Genomic DNA, 3,998 nt, shown 5'->3' on the forward strand with positions numbered 1-3,998 from the left:
ACCCGAGGTACACCGTCGTGCCGCAGCGCCAGCGGCTGGACGAGAAGGGCCCGACCCGGATCACCTGATCACCCCCCCTCATCGAGAGTGCACAACTCGTGATCGAGAGGGCAGTCGCCACGCGGGCAGGGTCCCCGGTCGACCGCGAAAGGTGCACTGTCGATTGCGAAACCTGCTCTCTCGACCGGGAGACGATCGATCACCGCGCTGCGGCGCATCCGAAAGCTGCTCCGTCCCGGGTTCGGTGACTTGTGGCCGTGGGGAGCCGGGCTGTCGTGGTGTGTCGTTGAAGATCGCATGACTTGTTGGTGGCCGCCGCCGTGCGGTTCTTACCGCCACCGGCGTCACCGTCACATCCGCCCACGAGTTGTCGCCAATCGCCCTCGCGGCAAACGCGCCTCGTGCGAGAGTGTCAGCACGGCCCTGCGAGCGAACCGCAGCGCAGGATGCGGATCAGCGCTGACGAGATGAGGAACAGGCGGTAAGAACTGTCGGGGGCACGGCCACCAACAGGCCATGACAGTGATCGCCGAACCTGTACGTGACGTCTTGTCCGCGACGACGGGGAGGGATGGATGAGGCGTGGCGATGAGCGTTGAGGCGTGGGACGACACCGTGTCGGACGAGGACCCGGCGTCGCAGGACTTCCAGTGGGTTGCCGCCCTGTCGGCGCCGGGCGCCCTGCAGACACAGGCGATGACGGAGCTGCATGCGCTGATGCTGCGAGCTGCCGGCCACCAGGTGCGACACATGAGCGGGCAGCTGGCCGGTCTGGACCCACACGCGATCGATGTCCTGATCAACCAGAGCGCGGACGAGGCGATGGCCGCGGTGATCCGCAAGCTTGACACCTTTGCGGGTCGCAGCCGGTTCACCACCTGCGCCTACAAGTTCGCCATCGTGCAGGCCGCCTCCGATGTGCGGCGCGCCGCGTGGCGTGATCGAGAGGTGACCCTGGACGGCAGGGTCGAGGTGCCCGACCGGGCCGCGACCCCCGACGAGCACGCCGAGGCCGCCGATCTCGGTCGGGCGCTCGCGACAGCGATGACCTCGACGCTGACCTCACACCAACGCCGGGTCGCCGTTGCCCTGCTCGTCGACCACGTGCCGATCGACGTGCTGGCCGAGCGACTCGCCACCAACCGCAACGCGCTCTACAAGACCCTGCACGACGCTCGAGCACGGCTGCGTGAGCACCTCGTCGCCTCCGGTCATCTACCCGTGAACTCGCCCCGCAGGGGGCGGCGGGTTCCCGCTCCGCACGTCCTGGAAGGAGGACTCGGATGATCGCCGTCCCTCCGTTCGACGAGGCCACCCGCGCTGCCCTGCTGATGGACACCCGGCCCTGGCTCTCGTGCGACGACTGCTTCGACCGGCTCGACACCTAAGCCGAGGCGGTGGTCCGGAACCCGGCTGGCGGCGACCCGGCGATGAGCACCCATCTCGCCGGGTGTGCCGCCTGCCGTGAAGAGGCAGACGCCCTGGTCAGCCTGCTCCGCGACGACCTGAGAGCCGGCCGGCACCGGGCTGAGCGCCCGTCCTGAAGGTTCGGACGACGCGGTATGCCGCTGGGCGTAGCCCCCGAGCGGAGCCGACCTCCGCGCGCCGGCACCCCCGTACGGACGCGGACCCACGCGAGCCGGCTGGGCGGCATACCCTCGGATGAGGCCCTCGAGGAGTGAGCAATGAGTGGAGTCAGCGTGCGATACATCGTCGATGACGTCGACGCGGCCATCGACTTCTACTGCGGGCGGCTCGGCTTCAGGGAGGTGATGCACCCCGCCCCCGCGTTCGCGATGCTGCAGCGCGACGCCCTGCGCCTGCTGCTCAGCGCCCCGAACCCGCAAGGTGGCGGGGGCCGGCGCCTCGCCGACGGCTCGAGCCCGGAGCCGGGCGGGTGGAACCGGTTCTCGCTCGAGGTCGACGACGTCGAGGCCGAGGCGGCCCGCCTGCGCGAGACGGGAGCGACCCTGCGATCCGGCGTGATCACCGGGGTGGGCGGCCGTCAGCTGCTCGTCCAGGACCCGGCCGGGAACCTCGTCGAGCTGTTCGAGCCGACCCGGCCCGAAGCCCACTTCGACCCGCGCTGAGCCGGCCGTGCTGCACCTCGGCCAGGCTCCGGCAGCGTTGCGGTTCGGCGAGTACCGACTGCAGGAGGCCGCGATGACCGGAGCGTCGTCACCGCAGGGACCAGTGTCCGGCCGGGCCCCACGGCGGGTCTCGTGACGGCCGGGGCGGGGCCGTCCCCGGCCGCGTCGGCGGGGCCGGGCTTCGAGCACCTGGTGGTGCTGATGTTCGAGAACCGCTCGTTCGACAACCTGCTGGGCCACCTCTACCCGCCCGGCACCCTGCCCGAGGGGCAGCGCTTCGACGGGGTGGCCAACGGCTCGTACCACAACCTGTCACCGACCGGCCCGGTCGCGGCGCACGTCTACGACGGCCCCACCGACCGGATCATGCAGAGCCCCACGCCGGACCCCGGCGAGGAGTACCAGCACGTCAACACCCAGCTGTTCGGCATCGTCGACCCGCCGCAGAACGCCGGCCGCCGGGCCGGCGACATGGTGGCGCCCTGGAACGCCCCGCCGGACGGGGCGGCGCCGACGATGGGCGGTTTCGTCACCGACTACATCAACAGCTTCATCGCCTCGCAGCAGCGGCAGCCCTCCCCCGAGGAGTACCGGGTCATCATGGGCTCGTTCAGCCCGGGCATGCTGCCGGTGACCAGCGCGCTGGCCCGCGGTTTCGCGGTGTACGACGCCTGGTTCTGCGCGGTGCCGTCGCAGACCTTCTGCAACCGCTCGTTCTTCAACGCCTCGTCCTCGTCCGGGTTCGTCACCAACGACGGCGGCCCGCACGGCTACCGCAAGTGGGCGCGCAACCGGGTGCCGACCATCTTCAACCGGCTGGAGGAGGCGGGCATCTCCTGGGCGGTCTACTACGACGAGAGCCAGGTCGTGCCGCTGACGGGTCTGATCAACGCGCCCGCGCTGCGGCGCTTCTGGCGGACCCGGTTCTTCGGGATGCGGCGCTTCTACGCGGACGCGGCCGCCGGCCGGCTGCCGGCCTACGCCTTCATCGAGCCGCGGCTGGTGTTCGACCACAACGACATGCACCCGCCGGTGGCGTCCTTCGAGGTGCTCGGGATCCCGGTCGGCGCGCACAACGACATCCGGGCCGGCGAGCAGCTGCTGCACGACGTGTACACCGCGGTGCGCACCAGCGCCACGCCGGCCGGTTCGAACGCCCTGAACACGCTGCTGCTGGTCACCTTCGACGAGCACGGCGGCTGCTACGACCACGTGCCGCCACCTTCGGCGGTACCGCCCGGACCGGTGCTGCCCGCCGGGACGGTGGCGTCGGGGCCGGCGCTCGAACCGGAGATGGATTTCGGCTTCGACCGGCTCGGGGTGCGGGTGCCGACGATCGCCATCTCGGCCTGGACCAGGGCCGGGACCATCATCCACGACGAGATGCACCACGGCTCGGCGATCGCCACGCTGTGCCGCAAGCACGGCCTGCCGCCGCTGACCGAGCGCGATGCGACGGCACGCGACCTGACCAACGCGCTGAACCTCGAGCAGCCGCGCCCCGTCGCGAACTGGCCGCAGACCCACCCGCAGCCCGTGCCCGGTCGGGATGACGCCCACGTCCCCTTCGCCCCCGAGCAGGCCGGCACGCCGCTGACCCCGCCGGCCTCGGCACTGATGGGTGTGCTGACGGCCGAGCTCGGGCTGCCCGACGGTGGCCGGCGGCCGACGACCTTCGGGGCGGCCCACCAGCTGCTACAGCGCGGCAAGGGCCTGTTCCGCATCTGAGGGGACTCGACACCCGCGAAGTCCGGTCACCACCTCAGGACCCCCGGACCGCGATCCGGGGCGGGTCACCGGGGAGCATGGCGACGGTCTCGCCGATGACAGCGGCACCGGGCAGCTGCCCGACGACCAGCAGCCCGCCGCTGGTCTGGGCGTCCGCGAGCAGCAGCAGGTCGTCGGCCG

Annotated in this window: 3 protein-coding genes and 1 pseudogene; 3 read left to right on the forward strand and 1 reads right to left on the reverse strand. The window is 71.3% G+C overall.

All coding sequences use genetic code 11. The features are described 5' to 3' along the window. Positions 1-588: 588 nt before the first annotated feature. The 3 genes from WMI84_RS17265 to WMI84_RS17275 all read left to right on the forward strand — a co-directional run bounded on the left by WMI84_RS17265 (position 589) and on the right by WMI84_RS17275 (position 3,818). Positions 589-1,287 (forward strand): sigma-70 family RNA polymerase sigma factor, encoded by a 699-nt coding sequence (locus WMI84_RS17265; RefSeq protein WP_347355012.1) that lies wholly within the window; start codon positions 589-591, stop codon positions 1,285-1,287. Between the two features lie 398 nt (positions 1,288-1,685). Beyond that, positions 1,686-2,090, forward strand: a complete 405-nt coding sequence (locus WMI84_RS17270) for a VOC family protein (RefSeq protein WP_347355013.1) — start codon at positions 1,686-1,688, stop codon at positions 2,088-2,090. Between the two features lie 132 nt (positions 2,091-2,222). After that, positions 2,223-3,818: an alkaline phosphatase family protein gene (locus tag WMI84_RS17275; protein ID WP_347355014.1), complete on the forward strand. Its 1,596-nt coding sequence runs from the start codon at positions 2,223-2,225 to the stop codon at positions 3,816-3,818. Between the two features lie 34 nt (positions 3,819-3,852). Here WMI84_RS17275 and WMI84_RS17280 read toward each other — a convergent pair. Further along, positions 3,853-3,998: pseudogene (locus WMI84_RS17280) on the reverse strand (selenide, water dikinase SelD); the annotation flags it as partial.

The organism is Intrasporangium sp., assembly GCF_039812505.1.
Lineage (GTDB): Bacteria > Actinomycetota > Actinomycetes > Actinomycetales > Dermatophilaceae > Intrasporangium_A.

What these genes read in the sequence shown, in the direction of transcription:
- WMI84_RS17265 (WP_347355012.1), top strand. Translation starts at nt 589, where the DNA reads ATGAGCGTTGAGGCGTGGGACGACACCGTGTCGGACGAGGACCCGGCG.
- WMI84_RS17270 (WP_347355013.1), top strand. Translation starts at nt 1,686, where the DNA reads ATGAGTGGAGTCAGCGTGCGATACATCGTCGATGACGTCGACGCGGCC.